Below are 23,493 nucleotides of genomic sequence, written 5' to 3'. Positions count from 1 at the left end.
GGGGTCATGATACGCTCACAGCGCTGAGTCAGAATGACACGGAACGCTCATCGCACGGTCGACACCTCTGTCGTGACGCGACGGGGCGCTCCGAGGACGACCGCGGCGACCTGACGGTCCGCTCAGGAGAATATGAGCAAGCCCAACGTCTGCATGGTCGTGAACAACCTCGAGGTCGGCGGGCTCGAGAAGGTGGTGCTGAGCCTCCTCGATCGGCTCGGCGATCAGGGCTTCGATCTCTCGCTGATCTGCCTCGACGGCGAGGGGCGGCTCTTCTCGGAGGTGAAGCTCCCCCGCTCCAAGTGCCTCGTGATCACGAAGGATCTCCGGCCGGTGCTGCCCGGCCTCAAGAGCGATCCCGAGGCGATCCTCTGGATCCGGCGCTTCTTCCACCAGCGCTCCGTCGATATCGTCCACGTCCACAACCGGGCTCCGCTCATCTTCGCCGGCCTCGCGGCGCGCCTGCTCCGGAATCGGCCGCTGGTCGTCTACTCGGAGCACAACCAGATCAACCGGGCGAAGGGGTTCGATCGGCGTAAATTCGGCTACTACGCCTACCTCGCCGACGAGATGGTCGCGGTCTCGCACGACCTGAAGCGCATCCTTGTCGACGACGTGAAGGTCCGCGCGCCGGTCCGGGTCATCCACAACGGCATCGACGGGACGCGCTTCGCCCGGGCGCTGACGAGCGGCCAGCAGGGGCGCATCCGCGCGGAGCTCGGCATCGGCGAGCAGGAGTTCGTGTTCGGGTGCGCGGTGGTGCACATCGAGCAAAAGGGGCTCCGCTACCTCATCGAGGCGGCGCCCGAGGTGCTGCGGCGCGCCCCGGAGGCGCGCTTCGTCGTCGCGGGCGACGGCCCGCTCCGGGGGGAGCTCCAGCAGCGCGCCAGGGACGCGGGGCTCGGCGACCGGATGCTCTTCCCCGGGTATCGCTCGGACGTCCCCGAGCTCGTCTCCGCGTTCGACGCCTACGTGCTCCCGTCGCTCTGGGAGGGGCTGCCGCTCGCGCTGCTCGAGGCGCTCGCGCTCGGCAAGCCGATCGTGGCGAGCCGCGTCGGCGGCGTCCCCGAGATCATCGAGCACGGGGTCGACGGGTTCCTCGTCCCGCCGAAGGACCCGGGCGCGCTGGTCGAGCACCTCTCGCGGGTCGCCCGCGACGCGGAGCTCCGCGAGCGCGCGCGCACGCGCGGCCCCGCGAAGTTCGCCGAGCAGTTCAGCCTGGAGGCGATGGTCGACGCGCACGTGCGGCTCTTCGACGAGCTCGTCGCCCGGCGGCGCGGCGGGGAGGCCTCGCCGCGGGCGCAGAGGTCCGGGGGAACGAGCCAGGGACCGGTGCTGAATACGAGGTTGAGCGAGACCGACCGAGCTTGAAACGAGGCTGAGCGAGCCTCAACAAGCCTAAGCGGGCGCGACGAGACCCGACGAGACCCGACGAGACCCGACGAGACCAACGAGACACCTCGAACCAGCGCCGGCACCAGAGCCCATGTTGCCGGCGCGCTCGCTGCCTCGGATCGATCAGACAGGAGGAGCTCTTGCGGCGGATGCGTGTTTTGCTTATCACGAAGATTTTCCCGAACGCGGTTCACCCGGACGAGGCGCCGTACAATCGTCGGCAGTTCGCCGCGCTGTCGCGTTACTGCGACGTCCGGGTGCTCGCGACCATCCCGTGGTTCCCTGGCATCGAGCGGCTCTCGAAGTGGCCTGTCGGCGCCAGCGCGCCGCGCGAGGAGGTCATCGACGGGCTTCCGGTCCGGCACCCGCGCTATCTCTACGTGCCCAGGGTCGCGCCGGCCCTGAACGGCCCGCTGTACGCGGCGTCGATGCTCCCGGAGCTCGTCGGGCGCGGCCCGTCGCCCGACGTGATCGTCGGGGCCTTCGCCTACCCGGATGGCTTCGCCGCCGTGTGCCTCGGCCGGCTGCTCGGGGTGCCGGTCGTGATCAAGGTGCACGGCTCGGACATCGACGTGATCCCGCGCGACGCGCGGCTGCGGCGGCCGCTCAGCTGGGGCCTCACGCGCGCGACCCGGGTGGTGGCGGTCAGCCGCAAGCTCGCGGACGGGGTCGCGGCGCTCGGCGTGCCGCGCGATCGCATCGACGTCGTCATGAACGGCGTCGACGCGAAGCTGTTCCAGCCGCGCGGCCGCGCCGAGTCGCGCGCGGCGCTCGGCCGGTCGCCTGGATCGAAGATGTTCGTCTTCGTCGGCCACCTGAACCGGGACAAGGGGGTGCTCGATCTCGTCGAGGCGTTCGAGCGGCTCGCGCCCGCGCACCCGGACCTCGAGCTCACGCTCGTGGGCAGCGGCGCCGAGGAGCAGGCGTGCAAGGCCGCCGCCGCCCGGCTGGGCGGCCGGCTGACGGTGACCGGCTACCTGCCGCACGACCAGGTGTCGCTGTGGCTCGGGGCCTCGGACGCCCTCGTGCTCCCGAGCCTGCACGAGGGGACGCCCAACGTCGTGCTGGAGGCGCTCGCCTCGGGGCGCCGCGTGGTGGGGACGAGCGTGGGGGGCATCCCCGACATCCTCCACAGCCCGGAGCTCGGCGAGCTCATCCCGCCGGGGGACAAGGGCGCGCTCGCGGACGCCCTGCTGCGCGCCGCGCGGCACGAGTACGACCCGGCGCGGGTCGCGGAGCTCGCCGGCGGGCGCGACTGGGACGACAGCGCGCGCGCCCTCCACGACACGCTCCTTCGCGCGGTGCGCAGCGCCCGCCGGCCGGGCGCGGGCGGGCAGGACGTCGGCGACGCGGCCTTCAGCGTCCCGGGCCCGAAGGGCGGGACCGAGAACGGCGCCGCGCGGACGGGCGCTCCCCTGAGCTGACGGCTCGGCGGGGCGGTGACGGCGGCCCGCCGGTGGCGGCGGCTCGCGGCGCCGCCCTCGCGGCGGTGGCGGCGGGTCGCGGGCGCGGCGTCCTCTTGACGCTCGCCCGCGTTCATCGGCGAATGGCGCCCGTGCTCACCGGCATCCGCGCGGCCCTGGGCCCGCTCGTGATCTTCGCCGCCGTCGCGCGGGCGCCTTATCAGTGCGCGAGCGACGTCGACCCGGATCATCGCCAGTACGAGGATCCGAGCGAGGCCCTGTACGGCCTGGCCGAGCGCTTCAAGGCGAACGGCGATCGCCGCGCCCAGGCCGACACGTTGCGCTTCCTCGTCGAGCGGTATCCTTCCAGCCGGTTCGCCCGGATGGCCCGGCAGGACCTCGAGGCGCTCGGCGAGCCGGGCGCTCCGGGAGGGGAGCGCGCCCCGGGCGACGGAGACCGCTGACGCCCCGCGCGTCGGCGCAGGAGGACGGCCATGCTCACCCCGCGGTTGACCCTGATCACCCAGACGGCGGACGTGCCGGAGCCGGCCCTGCTCGCGCGGCTCTCGGCCTTCGGCGCCCTGCCCCCCGAGGCCCGCGCCCGCGTGGCGGTGCAGCTCCGCGACCCCGAGCTCTCCGGCGCGGCGCTCCACGCGCTCGGCCGGCGCCTGCGTGACGCCACCGCCGCGCTCGGCGCCTCGTTCGTCGTCAACGACCGCCTGGATCTCGCGCTGCTGCTCGGCGCGGACGGCGTGCACCTCGGCCGCCGCTCGGTCGCGGTGGCCGACGCGCGCGCCCTGCTCGGCGCCGGCGTCTTCGTCTCGGTCGCCTGCCACGGCGTGGACGAGGTGCTCCGCGCGGCGGAGGCCGGGGCAGACGCCGCCGTGCTGTCGCCGATCTTCGCGACGCCCGGCAAGGGCCCGCCCCTCGGGCTCGCGGCGCTGGGCGAGGCGCGGGCCCGCCTCGCGGCCGCGTCGCGCGGCGTCGCGCTCATCGCCCTCGGCGGCGTGGACGCGGGCTCGGCGCCGGCCTGCCTCGCGGCGGGCGCGGACGGGGTGGCCGCGATCCGCGCCGACTTCGGCGGCGCGCTGCCGGCGCCGTTCGGAGGGTGACCTCGCCTGCTTCCGCCGCCGCGCTCGCGCCGCCGGGCCGCGCGGCGGACGTCTTTACCTCGCCCAGAGATCGGCGAGCGGCAGCTCGATCGCGTCGAACGGCTCGGCCCGCACGGCGTCGTCGCCCTCATAGGTATCGAGCAGCGACCACCGGCCGTCGTCGAGCCGGTACACCTCGAGCGTCTGCGCGACGGGGTTGATCAGCCAGGCGTGGCGGACCCCTTCGCGCCGGTAGATCCGCATCTTCTTGCCGCGATCGACGCGCTCGGTGCGTGGCGAGATCACCTCGCAGACCCAGTCGGGCGCGAGGTCGTAGTGCGCGGGCGCGTCCTCCGGGCCGAGCGGGTCGGGCATGCGCTCCCGACGCCAGCCGGCGAGATCGGGGACGACCTTGTCGGGCCTCGGGCCGAGGTGGAGCTCGGGCTCGTCGAGGATGACCCAGCCGCCAGGTCCGCCTCTCCCGCGATCGAAGGGGCCCGTGAGGCTTCCGCCCAGGAGCGACGCCGTACGCGTGTGCGGCCGCCCCGGCCGCGGGAACGTGTGCAGCTCTCCGTCGAGGATCTCGGCGACCATCTCCTCCGGCACGGCCTGGAACGCGGCCTCCACCTCGGGCGCGTTGCCCGGGAGCAGCGGGTGCTGTGCGCTCATGCCGCCAGCCTATCACTCCTCCCGCTCGCGCCCCCGCGCTTCAAGGTGGCGACCGCGCTGAGCTTCCCCGCCGACGAGGGGCCGCGCGGCGGACGTCTTTACCTCGCCCAGAGATCGGCGAGCGGCAGCTCGATCGCGTCGAACGGCTCGGCCCGCACGGCGTCGTCGCCCTCATAGGTATCGAGCAGCGACCACCGGCCGTCGTCGAGCCGGTACACCTCGAGCGTCTGCGCGACGGGGTTGATCAGCCAGGCGTGGCGGACCCCTTCGCGGCGGTAGATCCGCATCTTCTTGCCGCGATCGACGCGCTCGGTGCGCGGGGAGATCACCTCGCAGACCCAGTCGGGCGCGAGGTCGTAGTGCGCGGGCGCGTCCTCGGGCCCGAGCGCGTCGGGCATGCGCTCGCGGCGCCAGCCGGCGAGATCGGGGACGACCTTGTCGGGCCTCGGGCCGAGGTGGAGCTCGGGCTCTACGAGGATGACCCAGCCTCCTGGTCCACCTGGATCCAGATCGAACGGACCCCCAAGCCTCACGTTCAAACGCGACGCGGTGCGGGTATGCGGCCGCGCCGGCCGCGGGAATGTGTGCAGCTCCCCGTCGAGGATCTCGGCGACCATCTCTTCCGGCACGGCCTGGAACGCGGTCTCGACCTCGGGCGCGTTGCCTGGAAATAGCGGGTGCTGCGCGCTCATGCATCGAGCGTAGCACCCCCCCGCATCCGGCGCGCGCCAGCCCCGGCTCCAGCGCCTCCCTCGACGCTGGCAATCCGCCTTGCTACTAGGCCGGGCCATGTCCGAAGCGTCCTCGAAGAAACCGACCGACGGCCCGCAGGAGCCCCTGTTCGACAAGGTGGCGACCGAGCTGAACTTCCCCGCCGACGAGGCGAAGATCCTCGCCTTCTGGAAGCAGCAACGCATCTTCGAGAAGACGCTCCGCGCCGAGACCCGCGCCACCGGCCCGTCCAAGGGCACGTTCGTCTTCTACGAGGGCCCGCCGACCGCCAACGGCATGCCGCACAACGGCCACGTGCTCACGCGCGCCGTGAAGGACGTCTTCCCCCGCTACAAGACGATGCGCGGCTACGACGTCCCGCGGAAGGCCGGCTGGGACACCCACGGGCTGCCGGTCGAGGTCGAGGTCGAGAAGGAGCTGCGCATCCACGGCAAGGCCGACATCGAGCGCTACGGCGTCGAGCCGTTCATCTCGCGCTGCATCGACTCGGTCTTCCGGTACACCGAGGCGTGGGAGAGCCTGACCGATAAGATCGGCTTCTGGGTCGACCTCGACAGCGCCTACGTCACCTACCACCGGAGCTACGTCGAGAGCGTCTGGTGGGCGCTCTCGCAGCTGCACAAGAAGGGGCTGCTCTACCGCGGCCACCGCGTCTGCTGGTGGTGGCCGCAGGGGGGGACGGCGCTCAGCGCGGCCGAGGTCGGCTGGAACTACAAGACCGTGGACGACCCGAGCGTGTTCGTCGCGTTCCCGCTCGTGGACGAGCCCGACACCGCGCTCTGCGCCTGGACGACCACCCCGTGGACCTTGCCCTCGAACGGCTACGCCGCCGTGCGGCCCGAGTTCGACTACGTCGTCGTCGACGCGGGGGCGTCGGCGGGCGCTGGCGGCGGGGCGGCGCAGGTGGCCCGGAAGCTCATCGTCGCCGCGGCGCTGCGCGAGGAGCTCGCGAAGAAGTTCAAGCGCGACCTGCCCGTGCTCCGCGAGCTCAAGGGGAGCGAGCTCATCGGGAAGCGGTACCGCCCGCCGTTCGACAGCTACTCGAGGTCGCTCGAGGGCGCCACCCTGCGGCGGAAGGACGGCAAGGAGGAGCCGCTCTACTGGGTCGTGATCGGCGCCGACTTCGTCACGCTCGACTCCGGCACCGGCGTCGTCCACATCGCGCCCGCGTTCGGCGAGGACGACTTCAACGCCCACAAGCGGCGCGTCGCCGAGCTCGCCGCGCCGGGCGCCGCGGGCGAGGTCCCGATCCTGTGCGCGGTGCGGCCGGACGGCACGTTCGAGCCGGGGCTCACGCCGTTCTCGGGCCTGTGGGTGAAGGACGCCGACCCGCTCATCCTCAAGGATCTCGCGGCCCGCGGCCTGCTCGTCCACGACGAGAAGTACCGCCACGACTACCCGTTCTGCTGGCGCGCCGACGACGATCCGCTGATCCAGCTCGCGCGGCCCGCCTGGTACGTCAGGACGCGCGAGAACATCGACAAGGCGATCGCCAACAACCGCGCGATCCACTGGATGCCGCCCCACATCCAGGAGGGGCGCTTCGGCGACTTCCTCGCCAACAACGTCGACTGGGCGCTCTCGCGCGAGCGGTACTGGGGGACGCCGCTCAACGTCTGGATCTGCGCGAACAGCGAGGATCACCAGCTCGCCCCGGCGTCGGTCGCCGAGATCGAGGCGCTGAACCCGCGCGCCTTCGACCACTTCCACGAGGCGAAGAGGGCCGATCCGAGCCTGAACGACCACCTCATCGTCCACAAGCCGTGGATCGACCGGGTGACGTTCCCGTGCCCCACGTGCGGCGGCGAGATGCGGCGCGTGACGGAGGTCATCGACGCGTGGTTCGACAGCGGGAGCATGCCGTTCGCGCAGTGGGGCTACCCGCACGCCCCGGGCTCGAAGGAGCTGTTCGATCGCGCGTTCCCGGCGGACTTCATCAGCGAGGCGATCGACCAGACGCGCGGCTGGTTCTACTCGCTCTTGATGGTCTCGACGCTGGTCTTCGACGAGGCGACGCAGGAGAAGCTCGGGCTGTCGCGGCTCCGGAGCTACCCGCACCCGTACAAGACGTGCGTCGTGCTCGGGCACGTCTGCGACCGCGAGGGCAAGAAGGAGAGCAAGTCGAAGGGCAACTACACGCCGCCCGAGGTCATCCTCGAGCGCGTCCGGATGGAGTTCGCCGCGGTGCGGGCCGCCGAGGTGAAGGGGGCGCAACCGAAGGACGGGGTCGCGCTCATCGCCCGCGAGGACTACGAGGGGCTCGACCTGACGGGCGACGCCGCGAAGGTGCGGATGTACCGCGCCGATCGCGAGGCGCAGCCGGTCGCGATGGAGCTCCGGCCGCAGAAGGGGATGCCGCGGCGGATCGTCGCGCTCTCCGAGGCCGATATCGATCGGCTGGGCCTCACGCCCGGGCAGGGGGCGCTCTCGGTGATGCCGAACGACGTCCCGCGGCTCGATCAGGCCGAGCGCGTCACCATCGAGGATCCGTCGACCTCCGCGCCCGGGGCCGACGCGTTCCGGTGGTTCTTCTACGCGTCCTCCCCGCCGTGGACGAACACGCGCCACTCGCTCACGAACGTGCGCGCCCTCCAGAAGGAGTTCGCGGTCAAGCTCCGGAACGTCTACTCGTTCTTCACCATCTACGCGAACATCGACGGCTTCTCGCCCGCGGAGGGGAACCCCGGCGCGACGGACACGTCGCCCGCGGCGCTCGCGGCGAGCGCCGGCTACCGGCCGGCGAAGGAGCGGTCGCTCCTCGACCGGTGGATCCTCTCGGAGCTCGCGCTCTCGACGCGGGAGGTGACGGCGCACCTCGACGAGTACCGCTTGTACGAGGCCGCGCAGCGGCTGGTCGATCTCGTGGACGCGCTGTCGAACTGGTACGTCCGCCGGAGCCGGGCGCGCTTCTGGGCCCCCACGGCGGCGGATCCGCTCGACGTCGCGCCGGGCGCCGTGCGGGCGGCGCAGGACAAGCGCGACGCGTACTTCACGCTCTACGAGGTGCTCGTCGCGATCGCCAAGCTGAGCGCGCCGTTCACGCCGTTCCTCGCCGAGGCCATGTACCAGAACCTGGTGCGGCGGCCGTGGCCCGCGTCGCAGCCGGAGAGCGTGCACCTCGTGGCCTTCCCGGAGGCGGACCCCGCCGCGGTGGACGAGCCGCTCGCGGTCGAGATGCGCGCGGTGCGCGAGCTCGTCTCGCTCGGGCTGCAGGTGCGCACGGCGAACAAGCTCAAGGTGCGGCAGCCGCTCGCGCGCGCGGACGTGGTGCTGTCGCAGCAGGGGCTCGCGGCGGCGCTCGCCGAGCACGTGCCGCTCATCGCCGAGGAGCTCAACGTCCATGAGGTGCGCTTCCTGAAGCCGGGCGAGGAGGGGAGCGCGGTCCGTTACGTGCTCAAGCCGAATTTCCGCGCGCTCGGGCCGAAGCTCGGCAAGAAGGTGCAGCTCGCGAAGCAGGTCCTGGCGAAGGCGGACGCGTCGGCGCTGCGCGCGGCGCTCGCGACCGAGGGCAAGATCGCGATCGCGCTCGACGGCGAGCAGGTCGAGCTCGGCCCCGAGGAGATCGAGGTCGCCGTGGAGGCGGGCCAGGGGTTCGCGGCGGCCGGCGGCCGCGCGGGGGTCGTCGTGCTGCACACGGCGCTCACGGACGCGCTCCGCGACGAGGGGCTCGGCCGGGAGATCCTCTCGCGCGTGCAGGGGCTGCGCAAGGAGCTCGACCTCGGCTTCACCGAGCGGATCCGGCTCGCGCTCGACGGCAGCGAGCGTGCCCGCAAGGTGGCCGGGGCGGCGCGGGAGATCCTGATGCAGGAGGCGCTCGCGGCCGAGCTCGTGCTCGGGGCGGCGCCCGCGGCGTGGGGGCAGGCCGAGCGGCGCGAGCTCAGCGTCGACGGCGAGGCGCTCGCGATCGCGGTCGCGCGCACGGCGTGACGGGCGCCTGGGGGGAGGTTGAACCGCGATGATCACCAAGATCTGCGCCCGGAACTTCCGCAGCATCGGGGAGCGGATCGAGCTTGAGCTCGGGGCGATGACGGTCCTCGTGGGGCCGAACGCCTCGGGCAAGAGCAACGTGGCCGATGTGCTGCGGTTCCTGGCCGAGTGCGTGAGCACATCGCTCGCGAGCGCCGTCGCGGCTCGACACGGGTTCCGTGCCCTGCGGCACGTCGATACCCGGGAGTCCTCCGACGTGATCATCGAAGTCCATGTTCAGAGCGAGCGCGGCGCTGGCATCTGGGGCTTCACGTTCACCTCGTGGAGTGATGGCGATGGTGCGCTGGTCAAGTGCGAACGGGCCGTATGGTTTCCCGATCCGGCGACACCTCTCGAGGTCCGAGAGCACTGCTTTGCCCTGCTCGAGAGGCACGAGGACACATGGACCGAAGAGGAGCGCGACGCGATCCTGGGCAGCGTGCGCGACCCAGCGGCGCGCGCCGCTACCGAGCCTGCTACGCCCAGCTATTTCGCCGCTCACCCGGGGCGTGACGTCCTCGTGCTCCCCTTCATCCGCCGTCGAGAGCTCTTCGCGTCGGCTGCGGAGTGGAAGCAGCTCAGCAGCTTTGGTCCGTTCATGGAGGAGCTGCGCAGCGTCGCCATCTACTCTTTGTTCCCGGACGTGCTCCGTACCCCACAGCAGCCGGATCCATCCAAGCCCATGAGCACGAAGGGCAGCAACTGGGCCTCGACGTTGAGGGGGCTCGAGCGATCGAGCTGGGGCGCCGAGCTCATCGCTGCCCTCGAGCGCATCGCCTCGGACATCGACGAGTACCGCGTCACGGAGGCGGGAGGGTTCCTGATCCCGGAGTTCCGTCATGGCGTCGATGCGCAGGGGCGCGAGCGCTGGCACGGCGCTGCGCAGGAGTCGGACGGCACGCTGCGCGTCGCGGCGCTCCTCACCGCGCTGTTCCAGGAGCCCGCGCCGGCGCTCCTGGGCTTCGAGGAGCCGGAGCTCGGTGTGCATCCAGGAGCGATCTCGCTTCTCTACGACTTCTTGAAGGAAGCGTCGACGCGCAGCCAGATCCTGCTCACGACGCACAGCCCTGACCTCCTGGACCTGCTGCCCATCGACGACATCCGCGTCGTGGAACGGCGCGAGGGCGCAACCACGGTGGCGCGCGTCGACGAGCGGCAGCGCGAGCTCGTGCGCAAGCGCCTGATGTCGACGAGCGATCTCCTCCACGCCGAGGGCCTTCGCCCTGAGGGAGCCGCTGGCGATGGGTAAGGCCTACCTGGTCGTCGAGGGCCACGGGGAGGTCGAGGCGGCGAGGAACCTGGTCATCCGGCTCTGGGCCGACCTCGGGCTGCCGCATGCGGTGTGGGGAGCGCCGAAGCGCGGCAAGGCGCTCAACACCCGCGCCGGCGTGCTGCAAGCCTGCGAGCTTTTGCGCAGCGAGTTCGACTGCGCGTTCGCGCTGCTGCTCCGCGATGAGGACGATGGATGCCCGGCGACGGCGGGGCCCGAGACCGCGGCCTGGGTTGATGCGGCGCGCCTGCCGTTCCCCGTGGCCGTGGTGCTGGCGCATCGCGAGTTCGAGGCGTGGTTTCTGCCGTGCATCCACCTCATGGCGGGCCGAGAGATCCGGTCCGGCGTGCGCATCGCCGAAGGCACGGCGTGCCCGGAAGACCCCGAGGGCATCCGCGACGTGAAGGGGTGGCTCTCGAAGCACTTCCCGAAAGGCAAGGCGTACAAGCCCACGCTCGACCAGCTCAAGCTCACCCAGTGGATCGACTTCGGCGTGCTCCGCACCTCCGGGGCGAGGTCGTTCCGCACCCTCGAGAACGCGCTGCGGTTCCTCGCCGCGCCCGGCGCTCTCAGGGTGTACCCGCCTCCTCGACCCTAGCGCGCCTCGGCTCGCCGCCGCGGTTCCGTGCCGGGCCTTACGATCCCGCGGGGCGCGACCGCCTGGCCTCGCGGGGTGGCGCTCCGCCTGAAGGATCTTGTTGCGGCCATCGCGGACGAGGCGTTCGATGATCCTCGTCGGGTGGGGAGCATCGAAGCGTCTCAGGAAGGTACCGAAGGCCGCCTAGCACCGGCCCGAGAGGGGCGACGGCTGACCCCGGCGCCCAGATATCTCCGCGGCATGGACATGCCAGTGCCCGCTGGCCTGTTCCCTCGTCGGCCGGATGTCCCAGGCGCGCGGCTGCCTGTCCCAGGCGCGCGGCTGCCTGTCCCAGACGCGCGCGTGCCTGTCCCAGACGCGCGCGTGCCTGTCCCAGCCGCACAGCGCGACGCGCTCCAGCAGCACGACGCCATGTCCCTGGCCGTCGTGCCTGCGTCCCAGACGCGCGGTCCGGTGTCCCTGGAGGTCGCTCCGGCGTCCCTGAGGTCCGCTCCGGCGTCCCTGAGGTCCGCTCCAGTGTCTCTGGCGCTCCCTCCGGCGTCCCTGACGCGCGCTCCGGTGTCCCTGGCGCTCCCTCCGGCGTCCCTGGAGGGCCACCCAGCCTGTCCGGCTCGCGCTCCAGCAGCGCGGGAAGGGGAGGGCACGCCCTGGAAGAGGGGCTCCGCGCCGCGATGATCACCCACGTCTACGTCAGCAACTACGGCAGCATCGGGCCGGGCATCGAGCTCACGCTCGGCGCGCTGACCGCGCTCGTCGGTCCGCCGGGCGCGGGGAAGGGGTGCCTCCTCGACGCCGTGCGGTTCCTCGCCGAGTGCGCCAACGGGGCGCTCGAACAGGCGGCCGCCAGCCGCCGCGGCGGCGGCGCGCTGCAGCGCCCCCGCGACAGCGGCGCGATCACCACGCTCGGCGTCGCCGTCTCCAGGACCGAGGGCCACGGGTTCTGGCTCGTGCAGCTCGCGCCCGGCGACCGGGAGGGCGAGCCGCGCGTGAAGAGCGAGACGGCCGCGTGGTGGCAGCGCAGCGCCCTCACCCGGCTCGTCAAGCCGGGCCTGCGCGACGTCTTCGACGCCGGCAGCGACCCGCCCGAGGTCTCCTTCGACCGGCTGAAGGGCAGCCCGAAAGGGTTCTCGCGCAAGGACAAGGGCCGCAGCGGCACGCTCGCCTACCGCGGCGTCGCCCCCATCGCCGTGAGCGGCGCCAGGCTCGTCCTGCCGCTGCTCTCCGACGGACCGCTCACCCCGATGCGCGACGAGCTGCGCCGCGCGGTCCTCTACTCCCTCGCGCCGCGCCCCCTCCGCTCGCCCCAGAAGATCAGCGCCTCCCGCCGCCTCCGCGCGAGCGGCGAGAACTGGGGCTCCGTCCTCCGCGCGCTCGAGAAGGAGCGCTGGAGCGAGCAGTTCCTCGCCGGCCTGTCCCAGGTGCTCGGCGACGTCGACGGCGCCCGCGCGCTCTCGTCCGGCGGGTTCCTCGTCCCGGAGCTGCGCCACGGCGTCGATGACGGCGGCCGCGAGCGCTGGCGCGCGGCCACGGACGAGCCGGACGTGACGCTGCGGCTCGCGGCCATGGTCACCGCGCTCTCGCAGGAGCCTCCGCTCGTGCTCGCCGGCTTCGAGCACCCCGACGCGGGCGTCGATCGCGGCGCGCTGCCGGCGCTGATCGCGTACCTGCGCGGCGCCTCCGCCCAGCGCCACCTCCTGCTCACGACCGAGAGCCCCGCGCTCCTCGACCTCCTGCCGCTCGAGTCCGTCTACTCGGTGGCGCTCCGCGACGGCTCGACCACCGCGTCGACCATCGACCAGCCCGAGCGACGGGCGCTCCGCGAGCAGCTCGTCGCCGCCGAGGGCCAGCGCGCACAGTCCGCGCGCTCCGATCGGCCCCCCCGTGGCCCCTGAGCCGCGGCTACCCCGCGAGCCGCTCCCGCTGCGGCGCGAGCGGCGACGCGTCGTACCGCGCGAGGAGGTCCTCCGGATCGCGGTAGAGCGCCGCGCACCCCGCCTCGACGAGCTCCATCTCGGGGAAGCCTCCGCAGCGCAGCCCCACCGCCAGGATGCCGAGCTTGGCCGCGGCCTCGGCGCCTCCCGGCGTGTCGCCGACCAGCACCACCTCGCGCGGATCGACGCTGCCCAGCCGGTCGAGCGCCGCCTCGACGACGTCGGGATGCGGCGTCGACCTCCCCGCGTCGTCCGCCGACACCGCCCACGAGACAAGGTCGCCCACCCCGGCGCGATCGAGGCTCGCGTCGAGCGCGTCGCGCGGCATCGACGCGGCAGCGACGATCCGGCGCCCGTCGCGCGCGACGCGCTCGAAGAGCTCGCGCACCCTGGGGAAGACGCGCGCCCCGGGGAGGAGCTCGCGCGCGTAGATCTCGTCGTGGAGCGACGCGATCCCGGCGCCGATCCAGCCGATCTCCTCGGGCGAGAGGAACACCGGCAAGAGCCGGTCCGCGCCCTCGCCGACGTGGCGCCGGAGCTTCTCCCGCGCGACCTCGCGGCCGAACCGCGCGAAGGCCCGCTGCCAGGCGGCCGCATGCAGATCGACGGCGTCGAGGGTCGTGCCGTCGACACCGAAAATGACGGCGCTGACGCTGGCCATGGCGCGACACGTGGCGCAGGGCCGGACGCACCGCCATCGGAGGGCTCCCGACGGCGCGCGGGCGCGAGCTGCGCCCGGCCCACGGCGCGATAGACTGGTCGAGGAGGGCGAGCGGGCAGGGCGATGCGATCCATGAACGGCCGGCTTCCGGCACTCTCGGTCTTCCTCGGCGCGCTCCTCGGCCCGGCCAGCTCCGCCGCGCAGGACGGGCCCGCGCTGGTCGTCGTCGATCGGGACGACGACGACGCCGACGGCGTGCCCGACGGCGAGCAGGCCCGCGTGCCGCCCTCCCCGGAGCTCCTCGCGCTGCGCGCGCCGCGCGGCGCGAGCCAGGCGCCCGCGGCGATCCCGGGCGGCCTGCGGCTGCTCGTCGATGGCAGCCCCGTCCAGCCGGGGAGCGCGATCCCCGCGGGCGCCCGCCGCGTCGAGCTCCAGGCGGTCCGGGCGGGGCGGAGCGAGCTCGCCCTCTTCGGCAGGGCGCTGCCGATCAGCGCGTTCGAGGTCCGCGCCATCGACGGCGCCGGGAAGCACATCGACATGGCGCGCTCCCACGCCTCGCTCCAGCGCACGCCCCCGGACCGGCTCGGCGACGATCCGTTCGGGAACCTCGACGATCCCGACGCGATCCGGCTGCTCGTCATCGGCGCGGCCGAGGACCTGCCGCTCACCGTCGACGTCCACTCCGCGGCGCCGTCCGGCCGGTCGATCGATCGCCTGCCCAGCGTGCCGCTCGGCCACGTCGCGTGCCCCCCGGACGTCCCGGCGGGCCTCGTGTGCGGCTCGACGCGCCCCCTCCGGATCGTGGCCGACGACATCGATCGCAACCACCCGATGATCGCCGATCGCTCCGTCAAGGGCGAGGTCGGCGGCGCGCTCGTCGTCGCGCTGCCCGACGGGCCGAAGCTCCAGATGATCCGCATCGCCGGCCCGCGCGCCTCGCCGCTCGGGCCCCTCGGGCGCACGCGCGCGCGCCTGCGCATCCTCATGGTGCGGCCGCGCGCGGGCGGGCCGCCGCCGATGGGCGGGGACGACTCGGGCGCGATCGCGATCGCGCGCGCGGAGGTCGAGCGCGCGAACGCCCTCTGGGGGGCGTGCGGCGTGAGCTTCGGCCCGCCGGAGGAGCTCGACATCAGCTTCGTCGACCCGCCGCGCCCGCACCTGCTCGCGATCGGCTGCGACCACGGCCTGCCGGCGAGCGGCGGCGCGATCCGGGTGCGCGTCGACGGCCACGAGGTGACCGCGGCCATCCGTCCCCGCATGCGCCCCGACGCCGCGGCCCGCGCCGTCGCCGCGGCGATCGGCGCCGCGGGCTTCTCGGTGCGCCTGTCGGACAACCCGGCCATCGGCGCGGGCGCGTTCGGGACCACCGACGTGCTCGTGCGGCGCCCGGGCGGCGCGCCCGCGGCGATCGAGCCGCCGGCGTCGGGCGCGCTGAGCACCGACCCGACGCTCACGGCGTGCATCGGCGCCGTGGAGCTCGAGGACGGCCTGCAGCACTTCAGCGACACGGACGCCATCGCCGGCACCGTCGAGGAGCGCGCGCTGATCAAGGCGTTCGACGACGGGGACCCCGCGACCATCGACGTCGTGATGGTCCCGAGCTTCGCCGGCGGCGGGCGCATCGGCGAGTCGTTCATCTTCGCCGACGGCGGGGCGATCCGGAACACGATCATCGAGGACCGCGCCGGCCTGCGCGCCGATCGCGCCTCGTTCGCGCTGTCGCACGAGCTCGGCCACGTGCTGCTCGACGAGCCCGGGCACCCCGACGATTTCGGGGTCGACACCCCGACCCGCCTGATGGACGCCGACGCGGCCAACTCGTCCGCGTACGGGCCGCGCCGCCTCACGGTGGACGAGTGCGCGCGCGCGATAAGGCAGAGCGGCGCGGCGGAGCCGCGCGTGGGCGGCCAGAACGGCGCGCCGGCCCCGCGCCTGGGGCAGAGCGGCGCGCCGGCGCCGCGCGTGGGCCGACAGGGCGGCGCGGCGGAGCCGCGCCTGGGGGAGCCCCCGCCGCGCGGCGCGAAGGTCGATCGGGCGGGGGCCGCGGCGGCGAGCCCCCCCGGCGCGCCCGGGTTCCGGCCGAGCGGCCCGGTGCCCCTGCTCGCGCCGTGGCCGCTCGCCCCGCTCGGTCGAGAGAGGTGAAAGGCCGCTTCCCCCTGTGGTAGGAGCGGGCCCATGCGGGTCTCCCAGCGGAGCGGCCTCTTCAGCGGCGTCGCGGCCCTCGCGTGCGCCACCGTCCTGCTCGAGATCGCGCTCACGCGGATCTGCGCGGCGCTGTTCGGCGAGCCCCACGCGTTCGTCGCGCTCGCGCTGCCGCTCCTCGGCGCGGGCGCGGGCGGCGCGGCGCTCACCCTCGCCCCGTCGCTCGTCCGCCGGCCCGCGCTCTTCGCCCGCATGGCGGCCCTGTCGTCGCTCGCGTCGGGCGCCACGCTCGCGGCGGTCATCCTGCTCTCGCAGCGCGGGCCCGCGCCCGGGGCCCTCCCGTGGCTCGCGCTGCTCTACGCCGCGTCCACCGTCCCGTTCGCGCTCGCCGGCGTCGCGCTCGCCGCCGCGATCCGGCACGTCGCGTCCGAGATGCCCCGCATCTACCTGCTCGACCTCGTCGGCGGCGCCGTCGGCGGGCTCGCGGCCGCCGCCGCGCTCCGCGCCGGCGCGCCGCGCGCCGCGCTCGCGGCGGCGATCTTCTTCGCGGTGGCGGGCGTCTTCTTCTACCTCGGGTCGCGCGCGGAGGGCGGCGAGCGGCGGGCGCACGGCGGCCTCGTCGCCACCTTCGTGCTCGGCAGCTTCGTGCTCCTCGCCGGCGATCTCGGCGCCCCGTGGCTCCGGCTCGCCGGCCTCCGCCGGGGCGCGGCCGACCGCACCGAGCACGAGGCCTGGAGCGAGCGCTCGCTGATCACGGTCGACAAGCCGAGGGCCGGCGCGGCGATGATGCGGATCGGCAGCGCCGCGCAGAGCCCGATCGTCGACGCGAAGACGCCGCCCGCGGCCCAGCCCGAGGACATGGCCTACGCGCTCCACAAGGACCAGGGGCCCGCGCTCGTCGTCGGCGCCGGGGGCGGGCGCGACGTGCGCGCCGCGCTCAAGGCCGGGCAGAAGGACGTCTACGCCGTCGAGGGCGACCGCGGCGTCCTCGAGGTGATGCGCGGCCGGTACGCCGCGTATAGCGGCAACCTGTTCGACAAGCCCGAGGTCCACCTCGTCGTGGGCGACGGGCGGAGCTTCGCCCGGCGCACGCCGCTGCTCTTCCGGAACATCGTGATCCCGTCGCCGGAGACCGCCGAGGCGTCGTCGACCGGCGCGCTCGCGCTGTCCGAGAGCCGGCTCCACACGGTCGAGGGCGTCGGGGACTTCCTCGCGCGCCTCCTGCCCGAGGGCACGCTGGTCCTGAGCCGCGCCGACGTCGACTTCGATCGCCTGCTCTCGCTCGCGACCGCGGCGCTGCGCCGCGCGGGCGCGGCCGAGCCCAAGGACCACCTCTTCGCGTGCAGCGCCGCGCAGCGGACCGCGCTCCTCGCGCGCCCCACGCCGCTCGCGCCCGAGGACGTCGAGGCGCTGCGCCGCCACTGCCGCCGGCACAAGTTCTCCGAGGCGTTCGCCCCCGACCGGCCGCAGACGCCGATCCGCGCGTCGATCGTCGCCTCGGGCGGCGCCTCGGGCGGCGACCGCGCGCCCGACGCGGCGGTCGACCTGGCGCCGCCCACCGACGACCGGCCGTTCTTCTCGTACGCCGTCCCGGCGCGCCGCCTCCCCGCCGTGCTCGGCGACCTCGGGGCCCTGCGCGCCGAGCAGGCGGGCCTCTTCGCGCTCGCCGCGCTGCTCGCCGCGGGCGCGGGCCTCTTCGCGCTCGCCGCGCTGCTCCCCGCGCTGCTCCCCGCGCTGACGACGCGCGCCGGCCGCCTCCTCCGCGGCGCCGCGGCGACCGCCGCCGTGCTCCCGCCGCGGCCGGCCCGCGCGCTCTCCTTCTTCGCCGCGATCGGCGCGGGCTTCGCGCTCGTCGAGCTCGCCGTCTTCCGGCACGGGCTGCTCCTGCTCGACCTGCCCGCGTACGAGCTCCCGGTCGTCCTCGTGATCCTCCTCGTCTCGGCCGGCGTGGGCGGTCTGCTCACCGCCCGCGTGGCGCCGGACGCCGCGACGTGGACCTCCGCGCGGGTCGCCGAGGCGCTCGTCGTGGCCGCGGCGCTCGCCGCGGCGGGGCTCGTCCCGCTCGCGCGGTGGAGCCTCGGGCTCGCGGCCTTCCCGCGCGCGCTCCTCGCCGTCGCGCTCCTCGTGCCGTTCGGCCTGCTCGCGGGCTCGCTCGCGCCGCTCGGGGTCAAGCTCGTCGCCTCGATCGCGCCGGCGCTGCTCCCCTGGTGCTGGTCGCTCTGCGCCCTCGCCGGCGCGATCGCGATGGCCCTCGGCGCCCTGTGCGCGATGAGCCTCGGCTACAGCGCCCTGCTGCTCGGCGCGGGCCTCGCGTACCTCCTCGCCGCGGCGGCCGTCCCGCCCGCCGCGGCCGGGGCGATCGCCGAGGGCGACGGCGCGCCGGCGCCGTCGAGCGTCGATCCCGCCGCCGCGCCGCCGGCGCGGGGCGTCGCGGGGGCGCAGCCCGACGTGCCCGCGGCGGCGCCGGTCGGCTGAGCGCGCGGCGCGCCCGGCCTCAGCGCCGCGCGGCCAAGAGGACGTGCGCGAGCAGGCCCGCGATGTTGAACGCGTCGTCGCCGCCCCGGTGGTGCGTGCCCGTGAGCGGCAGGCCCGCGCGCTCCAGGGCCTCGTCCATCCCGACCTCGCGCGACAGGGCGTGCGTCACCGCGAACAGGCTCTTCACGTTGAGGTGGCTCGGGCCGAACGGGTAGGGCACGCCCCGCGCCTGGCACTGCCGCTCGAACATGCGCCGGTCGTAGTCGCCGTAGCTCGCCCAGAGGCGATCCTGCGCCTTGAGCTCGCCCCGCAGGGTCGCGCACGCCTCCCTGAACGACACGCCCGCGTCGACGTCGGCCTGCGTCAGCGTCGTCAGCGCCGTGCAGAACGGGCTCACGCGCGAGCGCTCGGGGCGCACCAGGATGGAGCGCCGGTCCCGCCGCCGGCCCGACGCGACCTCCAGCGTGCACACGCCGATCTCGATGATCTCGTTCTCCTCGCCCCCCGGCGGGCTGCCCTCCCAGCAGGTCGATTCGACGTCGATCACGAGGATGAGATCAAGACGCTTCGCCATTCGTTGTGACCCCACCATGTCGTGATGAGTACGCACCGAGCGTAACGGCGATCGGGACACAAATTCTTTCGGGATTTTCCCGACAGACCCAAACCGCCTCGGGCGGTCTGCTGTGTCCGGGCAAAAACTTAGTAGATACGGGACATAAGACGGCGGGGTCAAATCCAGGGGTTGGTCGTTTCGGTGCCCAATCCCCTTGCTCGGAGGGCATGGACCATGGACACTCGTCAGGTAATTTCTGACGAGGTTCTTCACGTGGCTCCTGGTTCCCCGCTCCGTCGTTCCTTCGGTCCAGCCCGGGACGGGTCCGCCTTCGCTGAGGCGCTCCCCGAATCCGGCGGCGAGGGCGGCGGTCCCGCCGCGGAGCGACGGCTGCCTCCTCGTTCCGGGATCGTCCGCCACGCGGGCCGCGACCGGGGGGCGGCGGCGAGCGCGCCCTCCGGGGTGCGCGGCGGGGCGGCGGCGGGGCTCCTGGCGGCAGGTGGGACCGCGGCGGTCGACCCGCTCGTCGGCCGTACAGAGCACGGACTGCACATCGAGCGCCTCATCGCCGAGGGGGGGATGGGCGCGGTCTACGCGGCCCGCCGCGTCGCGACGGGGGAGCGGGTCGCGCTCAAGGTGCTCCGGCGCGTGCACGCGGGGGACTCGGGCATCGAGAGCCGGTTCGCCCGCGAGGTCCAGCTCGCCCGCCGCATCGACCACCCGAACGTCTGCCCTGTGCTCGGCGAGGGGCGCCTCGAGGACGGGCGCCCGTTCTTCCTGATGCCGCTCTTCGACGGCATCACCCTGAGCGAGGAGGTGCGCCGGAACGGCCCCCTGCCGCTCGATCGCGCGCTGGCCGTCGCGGACCAGATCCTCGCCGGCCTCGCGGCCATGCACGCGGCGAAGGTGGTCCACCGCGACCTCCAGCCGGGCAACATCCTCCTCGTCCCCGCGGCGCCGGGCGCCGGGGCGGGGGCGCCGGGGGCGCCGGGGGCGGGGGCGTCGGTGGAGGGAGCGCCGACGGTCAAGCTCATCGACCTCGGCTTCGCGCACGAGCCCGGGGTCGACACGGGCGACGGGGTGTCGCCCGACAGCCCCGGGTCGCTCGTGGGCACCCTGCTGTTCATGTCGCCGGAGCAGGCGATGCGCAGCCGCGCCATCACCGAGCGGAGCGACCTGTTCGCCGCCGCGTTGCTCATCTACTACGCCCTCTCGGGCAAGCTCCCCTTCCGCGGCCGGGGCGATCTCGACGTGCTCGTCGCGATCGTGCGCTCCGCGCCCGTGCCCCTCCGGCGGGAGCGCCGGGATGTCCCGCGCGTGCTCGACGAGGTGCTCTCCCGCGCCCTGTCCAAGCACCCCGACCACCGCTTCGCCGGCGCGTCGGCGATGCGCGACGCGCTCGCCGCGGTCCGGGGGTAGCCCGCGCGCGGCGCGCCCGCGGTCCCTTCCAGCGCCGGCCCGCTCCTTGCCACGACGGGGCCGCCTGCACCGCGCCACGCAGCGCCGGGATCCGGGCTGTGCACGCGCTGCTCAAGGGCGGCGGCGCGGTGAGCTTCACGCGAGGGGAACCCCATGGACGCACTCGATCTCTTGGAGCAGCAGCATCTCGAACTCAGCGCCCTGATGGCGCGCATCGCCGCCGAGCCCAGCCCGGGCCTCAGGACATCGATGGTCGCGCAGCTCTCCCGGATGATCGATGCGCACGTACGCATCGAGGAGACGTACCTCTACCCGGTGTGTGCCGAGCGGATGGCCGGCGACCGGAAGCCGCTCCACGACGCGTACGAGAAGCACGGCCTCGCGCGCTTCGCGGCGGACAACCTGCTGCGCACGCGGGTGACCGATGTGCGCTTCGAGGCGCGGCTCCGGCTGCTGCGGGACGTTTTCGCCCACCACGCCGACGAGGAGGAGGGCATCCTCTTCCAGAAGGCGAAGCGGGGGCTCACGGACGAGCAGCTCGACGTGATCGGCAGCGACCTGGAGCGCGCGTACGAGGTGCTGCTGCGCGTGGGGGTGCCGGCGGGCGCGCCGCTGGTGCGGTCGCAGCGCGGGTGGCCGAGGCGGGGGGCCCACTCGGTGCGCGCGGCCCGGCCGGTGTCGCGGCGCCGCGGGGAGGGGCCGCGCGCCCGGGGGTGCTGAGCTGCCTACGGCCTCGGATAGGCGGTGATGGTGGGGCGCGGGCTAGACCGGGACGGGGCCGCCGAAGGCGCCGAGGAAGCGGGCTACCCAGACGGCGACCATCACGATCGCCAGCGCGACGCCGAGACGCGTGACCCACGCCCCTTGCACCGACTCGGTCGCGGCGATGCGGCCGTCCTTCACGTAGACGGCGGCGTTGTACGCGATCGCGGCGAGCACGAGCGGCGCCATGATCGGGGAGAGCGGGTGCAGCCGCAGCGCGTCGGCCACGTGGCCGTGAGCGAGGGCGAGGGTCGCGCGCGTGAGCCCGCAGCCAGGGCACGGGTGGCGGGTGACGATCGCGAACGGACACAGCGGGACGCCGCACGCGACCAGGAGCCCGAGCAACGCGGCGATCGCGCCGAGGCGCGCCGCGCGGCCGCGCGGGTGCGCGGCGCTCCAGGCGGACGAGGCCGACGGCGCGGGCGAGGGGGCTCCGGTCGGGCTGGACAGCGACAACGGCAGAGGACAGCGCGAGCTAGGCGGCGTTCGGATCCCAGACCTCGTTGAGGTCCTTCGCGAGGGCGTAGAGCGGGAGGAAGATGTAGAGCACGATGCCCTCGGCCTGCGGGTTGCGCGAGCCGGCCATCTGCTTGGCCTTGGTCACCTGCTCCGGCACCTTCACCCAGAGGAAGTAGTAGTTGAGCAGCGGGACGAAGACGTACCAGGGCTTGAACTCGGGATCCTTGGTCGCCTGCTGCAGCTCGTTCAGCATCGCCCAGAGCTGCCAGATCGCGTACACGAAGCAGACCATCCCGATCACGCACACCGTGACGGGGTTGCGCGTCTCGCCCCGCGCGCCCGGGGTCATCGACCCGCTGCCGCCATACACGCCCAGGTTGCTGGGCTGCTGGCCGAACTGACCCGGCGCCGACAGCTGACCGCCGGCCGGCGACGATCCGCCGTAACCGCCCGGATCGCTCACGCCCTGGGGGCTCCCGTAGGCCCCGCCCGCCGGAGAGCCGTAGCTGCCCGCTCCCGGCGGGCTGCCGTAGCCGCCGCCAGGAGGGCTGCCGTAGCCGCCCGCCGGAGAGCCGCCGTAGCCGCCGCCGGGAGGCGCGCCGTAGCCGCCCGCCGGAGAGCCGCCGTAGCCGCCGCCGGGAGGGGCGCCGTAGCCGCCGCCCGCCAGCGGATCCTGGCCCGGAGGCGGACCGTACCCGCTGGGGCTGTGCTGCGGAGGCTGGCCGTAACCGGGCGGCTGACCGTAACCACCGCCGGGCGGCTGGCCGTAACCGGGAGGCTGTCCGTAACCGGGAGGCTGTCCGTAACCAGGCGGGGCGCCGCCGAGGCCGCCCATCGGGTCCTGGCCCGGAGGCGCGCCGAACGGGCTGCCGCCCGCCTGCGGAGGCTGACCGTAGCTGCCGCCGGGCGGCGGGAACGCGCCGGCCGGGGTGCCGCCCGCCCCACCAGGCGGCTGCGGCGCGCCCGGGGTGTACCCGGGCAGCTGGTCGATCGCCATCGTTCCGCCGAGCGGGTTCACGCCCTGGTTGGGCGGCTGGCCGTACGGCGAATACCCGCCCGACGGGCTCGCAGCCGCGCCGCCGAAGGACGGGCCAGACGGCTGCTGTCCCGCAGGGGGCGATCCGTAGCCCATCCCGGGCGGAGGCGGCGCAGGGGGAGGTCCGGCTGACGCGCCGAGCCCGGCCGGCGGGACGCCGACCACCGTGCCGGCGAGACCCTGCGGCGTGCTCGGGATGCCGGCGGGCATGCCCGGCGGCGCGCCGGCCGGAGGCGCCGGCGGCGGAGGCGCCCCCGGAGCGCGCGGGCCCGCCGCGCCCGCCCCGGACGACGGCTGGCTCATCAGCATGGTGCCCTTGAACTTCGGCGCGGCCGCCCCCTTGAGGTTGAAGCCGCACTTCGTGCACGTGGACGCCGTTTCCGAGTTTTGCGTCCCACAATTCGGACAGAACACGCACCACCTCCGGAGGGGGGTTCGCTGCTACCGATGCCCGCGCCCTGCGCGCGTCGTAATGGGCGCGGAGGGTAGTTGAAGCGCGTTCCGGTTCTCAAGTGAAAGACGAAGAACGCTGCGGGCTTCTCCCGAGGCTACGCGTTCTCCGCCAGAAAACCCAGGGCGTTCTCTCCGCGAGGGAACGCGCACGTTGCGAGGCGCGAGGAGAGCGGCGCGTGGCGAGCGCTTCTGGCTCACCGCGCTCCCGCTCACCCTCGGGGCGCGCTCTCCGCCGATGTGACGGCGTCGCGACCGCCGCCTGGGCCGCGGTCCGGGCGGGCGGGCCGGCGCGAGGCGTCGCCCAGGTTTCTGGGCAGCGAGAGGGTTTCCGTGGTTCGCTGGAGGTTTCCCCCCGGCGCGCCTTGACAGTGACCACCGTCGCTCACTAGCGTGCCGGCGCCTCGGGACGGCTCCGTACGACGGACAACCGAATGCCCGGCCGCCGGTGCGCGGGGCTGTCCGCCTCCGGCAGGCG

18 protein-coding genes are annotated in these 23,493 nt (G+C 74.2%); 12 read left to right on the top strand and 6 right to left on the bottom strand.

Translation table 11 applies throughout. The features are described 5' to 3' along the window. Window positions 1-132 precede the first annotated feature (132 nt). The 4 genes from WME83_RS25595 (at window position 133) to WME83_RS25580 (ending at window position 3,910) form a co-directional block, all read left to right on the top strand. Window positions 133-1,371: a glycosyltransferase gene (locus WME83_RS25595; RefSeq protein ID WP_437321907.1), complete on the top strand. Its 1,239-nt coding sequence runs from the start codon at window positions 133-135 to the stop codon at window positions 1,369-1,371. Window positions 1,372-1,544: 173 nt separating this feature from the next. Further along, window positions 1,545-2,819 (top strand): glycosyltransferase family 4 protein, encoded by a 1,275-nt coding sequence (locus tag WME83_RS25590; protein ID WP_437321906.1) that lies wholly within the window; start codon window positions 1,545-1,547, stop codon window positions 2,817-2,819. Between the two features lie 122 nt (window positions 2,820-2,941). After that, window positions 2,942-3,262, top strand: a complete 321-nt coding sequence (locus tag WME83_RS25585) for a tetratricopeptide repeat protein (RefSeq protein WP_437321905.1) — start codon at window positions 2,942-2,944, stop codon at window positions 3,260-3,262. A 30-nt stretch (window positions 3,263-3,292) separates the two neighbouring features. Beyond that, the gene (locus WME83_RS25580; protein WP_437321904.1) at window positions 3,293-3,910 is read left to right on the top strand and encodes a thiamine phosphate synthase; all 618 of its coding nucleotides are present in this window, start codon (window positions 3,293-3,295) and stop codon (window positions 3,908-3,910) included. A 54-nt stretch (window positions 3,911-3,964) separates the two neighbouring features. Here WME83_RS25580 and WME83_RS25575 read toward each other — a convergent pair whose 3' ends face one another. Continuing rightward, window positions 3,965-4,558: a Uma2 family endonuclease gene (locus tag WME83_RS25575; RefSeq protein ID WP_437321903.1), complete on the bottom strand. Its 594-nt coding sequence runs from the start codon at window positions 4,556-4,558 to the stop codon at window positions 3,965-3,967. 98 nt (window positions 4,559-4,656) lie between these two features. Further along, window positions 4,657-5,250, bottom strand: coding sequence for a Uma2 family endonuclease (locus WME83_RS25570; protein ID WP_437321902.1), 594 nt, complete (start codon window positions 5,248-5,250; stop codon window positions 4,657-4,659). A 97-nt stretch (window positions 5,251-5,347) separates the two neighbouring features. On the opposite strand from WME83_RS25570, the gene ileS reads away from it, so the two are divergent. From ileS to WME83_RS25550, 4 genes are all read left to right on the top strand, one after another. Continuing rightward, window positions 5,348-9,217: an isoleucine--tRNA ligase gene (ileS, locus tag WME83_RS25565; RefSeq protein ID WP_437321901.1), complete on the top strand. Its 3,870-nt coding sequence runs from the start codon at window positions 5,348-5,350 to the stop codon at window positions 9,215-9,217. A gap of 28 nt (window positions 9,218-9,245) precedes the next feature. After that, a complete protein-coding gene (locus WME83_RS25560; protein ID WP_437321900.1) occupies window positions 9,246-10,505 on the top strand; it encodes an AAA family ATPase in 1,260 nt (419 codons plus the stop codon). Next, the gene (locus WME83_RS25555) at window positions 10,498-11,124 is read left to right on the top strand and encodes a DUF4276 family protein (RefSeq protein WP_437321899.1); all 627 of its coding nucleotides are present in this window, start codon (window positions 10,498-10,500) and stop codon (window positions 11,122-11,124) included. Before WME83_RS25560 ends, WME83_RS25555 begins: the two co-directional genes overlap by 8 nt. A 671-nt stretch (window positions 11,125-11,795) precedes the next feature. Then, entirely contained in the window at window positions 11,796-13,016 is a 1,221-nt protein-coding gene (locus tag WME83_RS25550; RefSeq protein ID WP_437321898.1) for an AAA family ATPase, read from the top strand. A gap of 7 nt (window positions 13,017-13,023) precedes the next feature. Here WME83_RS25550 and WME83_RS25545 read toward each other — a convergent pair whose 3' ends face one another. Next, window positions 13,024-13,716: an HAD family hydrolase gene (locus tag WME83_RS25545; protein WP_437321897.1), complete on the bottom strand. Its 693-nt coding sequence runs from the start codon at window positions 13,714-13,716 to the stop codon at window positions 13,024-13,026. 132 nt (window positions 13,717-13,848) lie between these two features. Between WME83_RS25545 and WME83_RS25540 the strand changes: the two genes are divergently transcribed. Together WME83_RS25540 and WME83_RS25535 are read left to right on the top strand one after the other, a co-directional pair. Continuing rightward, complete coding sequence (locus WME83_RS25540) at window positions 13,849-15,858, top strand: hypothetical protein (RefSeq protein ID WP_437321896.1); 2,010 nt, start codon at window positions 13,849-13,851, stop codon at window positions 15,856-15,858. 33 nt (window positions 15,859-15,891) lie between these two features. Further along, the gene (locus tag WME83_RS25535; RefSeq protein ID WP_437321895.1) at window positions 15,892-18,333 is read left to right on the top strand and encodes a hypothetical protein; all 2,442 of its coding nucleotides are present in this window, start codon (window positions 15,892-15,894) and stop codon (window positions 18,331-18,333) included. A 19-nt stretch (window positions 18,334-18,352) separates the two neighbouring features. Here the strand turns inward: WME83_RS25535 and WME83_RS25530 are convergent, their stop codons facing one another. Next, window positions 18,353-18,907: an exonuclease domain-containing protein gene (locus WME83_RS25530; RefSeq protein WP_437321894.1), complete on the bottom strand. Its 555-nt coding sequence runs from the start codon at window positions 18,905-18,907 to the stop codon at window positions 18,353-18,355. A gap of 255 nt (window positions 18,908-19,162) precedes the next feature. Here WME83_RS25530 and WME83_RS25525 point away from each other — a divergent pair, with 255 nt between their 5' ends. Further along, window positions 19,163-20,308, top strand: coding sequence for a serine/threonine-protein kinase (locus WME83_RS25525; RefSeq protein ID WP_437321893.1), 1,146 nt, complete (start codon window positions 19,163-19,165; stop codon window positions 20,306-20,308). A gap of 153 nt (window positions 20,309-20,461) precedes the next feature. Continuing rightward, window positions 20,462-21,028 (top strand): hemerythrin domain-containing protein, encoded by a 567-nt coding sequence (locus tag WME83_RS25520; protein ID WP_437321892.1) that lies wholly within the window; start codon window positions 20,462-20,464, stop codon window positions 21,026-21,028. Between the two features lie 42 nt (window positions 21,029-21,070). On the opposite strand, the gene WME83_RS25515 is transcribed toward WME83_RS25520, so the two are convergent. Next, the gene (locus WME83_RS25515; protein WP_437321891.1) at window positions 21,071-21,526 is read right to left on the bottom strand and encodes a DUF2752 domain-containing protein; all 456 of its coding nucleotides are present in this window, start codon (window positions 21,524-21,526) and stop codon (window positions 21,071-21,073) included. 19 nt (window positions 21,527-21,545) lie between these two features. Then, window positions 21,546-22,979, bottom strand: a complete 1,434-nt coding sequence (locus WME83_RS25510; protein WP_437321890.1) for a zinc ribbon domain-containing protein — start codon at window positions 22,977-22,979, stop codon at window positions 21,546-21,548. Window positions 22,980-23,493 lie beyond the last annotated feature (514 nt).

Origin of the sequence: Sorangium sp. So ce385 (assembly GCF_051474135.1) — a bacterium.
Lineage (GTDB): Bacteria > Myxococcota_A > Polyangia > Polyangiales > Polyangiaceae > Sorangium > Sorangium cellulosum_D.
This window is presented reverse-complemented; position numbering and strand designations above follow the sequence as displayed.

Coding starts and splice junctions, on each gene's coding strand:
- WME83_RS25595 (WP_437321907.1), top strand. CDS start 133: ATGAGCAAGCCCAACGTCTGCATGGTCGTGAACAACCTCGAGGTCGGC.
- WME83_RS25590 (WP_437321906.1), top strand. CDS start 1,545: ATGCGTGTTTTGCTTATCACGAAGATTTTCCCGAACGCGGTTCACCCG.
- WME83_RS25585 (WP_437321905.1), top strand. CDS start 2,942: ATGGCGCCCGTGCTCACCGGCATCCGCGCGGCCCTGGGCCCGCTCGTG.
- WME83_RS25580 (WP_437321904.1), top strand. CDS start 3,293: ATGCTCACCCCGCGGTTGACCCTGATCACCCAGACGGCGGACGTGCCG.
- WME83_RS25575 (WP_437321903.1), bottom strand. CDS start 4,558: ATGAGCGCACAGCACCCGCTGCTCCCGGGCAACGCGCCCGAGGTGGAG.
- WME83_RS25570 (WP_437321902.1), bottom strand. CDS start 5,250: ATGAGCGCGCAGCACCCGCTATTTCCAGGCAACGCGCCCGAGGTCGAG.
- ileS (WP_437321901.1), top strand. CDS start 5,348: ATGTCCGAAGCGTCCTCGAAGAAACCGACCGACGGCCCGCAGGAGCCC.
- WME83_RS25560 (WP_437321900.1), top strand. CDS start 9,246: ATGATCACCAAGATCTGCGCCCGGAACTTCCGCAGCATCGGGGAGCGG.
- WME83_RS25555 (WP_437321899.1), top strand. CDS start 10,498: ATGGGTAAGGCCTACCTGGTCGTCGAGGGCCACGGGGAGGTCGAGGCG.
- WME83_RS25550 (WP_437321898.1), top strand. CDS start 11,796: ATGATCACCCACGTCTACGTCAGCAACTACGGCAGCATCGGGCCGGGC.
- WME83_RS25545 (WP_437321897.1), bottom strand. CDS start 13,716: ATGGCCAGCGTCAGCGCCGTCATTTTCGGTGTCGACGGCACGACCCTC.
- WME83_RS25540 (WP_437321896.1), top strand. CDS start 13,849: ATGAACGGCCGGCTTCCGGCACTCTCGGTCTTCCTCGGCGCGCTCCTC.
- WME83_RS25535 (WP_437321895.1), top strand. CDS start 15,892: ATGCGGGTCTCCCAGCGGAGCGGCCTCTTCAGCGGCGTCGCGGCCCTC.
- WME83_RS25530 (WP_437321894.1), bottom strand. CDS start 18,907: ATGGCGAAGCGTCTTGATCTCATCCTCGTGATCGACGTCGAATCGACC.
- WME83_RS25520 (WP_437321892.1), top strand. CDS start 20,462: ATGGACGCACTCGATCTCTTGGAGCAGCAGCATCTCGAACTCAGCGCC.